Here is a 261-nt window from a genome sequence, read left to right as displayed (position 1 = left end):
ACCTCAAGGGCGACACCTCGCTCAACGGCATCGTCAAGGCCATCAACGCCGACGACAAGTCCGGCCTGCGCGCCACCGTCATCAACGACGGCAGTGGCAACAACTACCTGATGCTGACGGCCAAGGACACCGGCGTCCAGGCCTCGGTCAAGAACATCACCGTCACCGGCGACCAGTCGCTCAAGGACATCCTGTCCTTCAGCACCGCCGCCGACGGCACCACCACCGGCATGGCCAACACCAAGGCCGAAGACGCCCAGC

General features: G+C 64.8%; 1 protein-coding gene. It reads left to right on the top strand.

Going from position 1 to position 261, the window contains the following annotated elements:
* Positions 1 to 261: flagellin hook IN motif-containing protein (locus tag SB771_RS35255; RefSeq protein ID WP_410722074.1), on the top strand; the 261-nt coding region annotated here is incomplete at both ends.

The organism is Burkholderia sp. SIMBA_051, assembly GCF_046534915.1.
GTDB lineage: Bacteria > Pseudomonadota > Gammaproteobacteria > Burkholderiales > Burkholderiaceae > Burkholderia > Burkholderia ambifaria.
The sequence above is the reverse complement of the archived record's forward strand: the minus strand, read 5'-3'. Positions and strand labels throughout refer to the sequence as shown.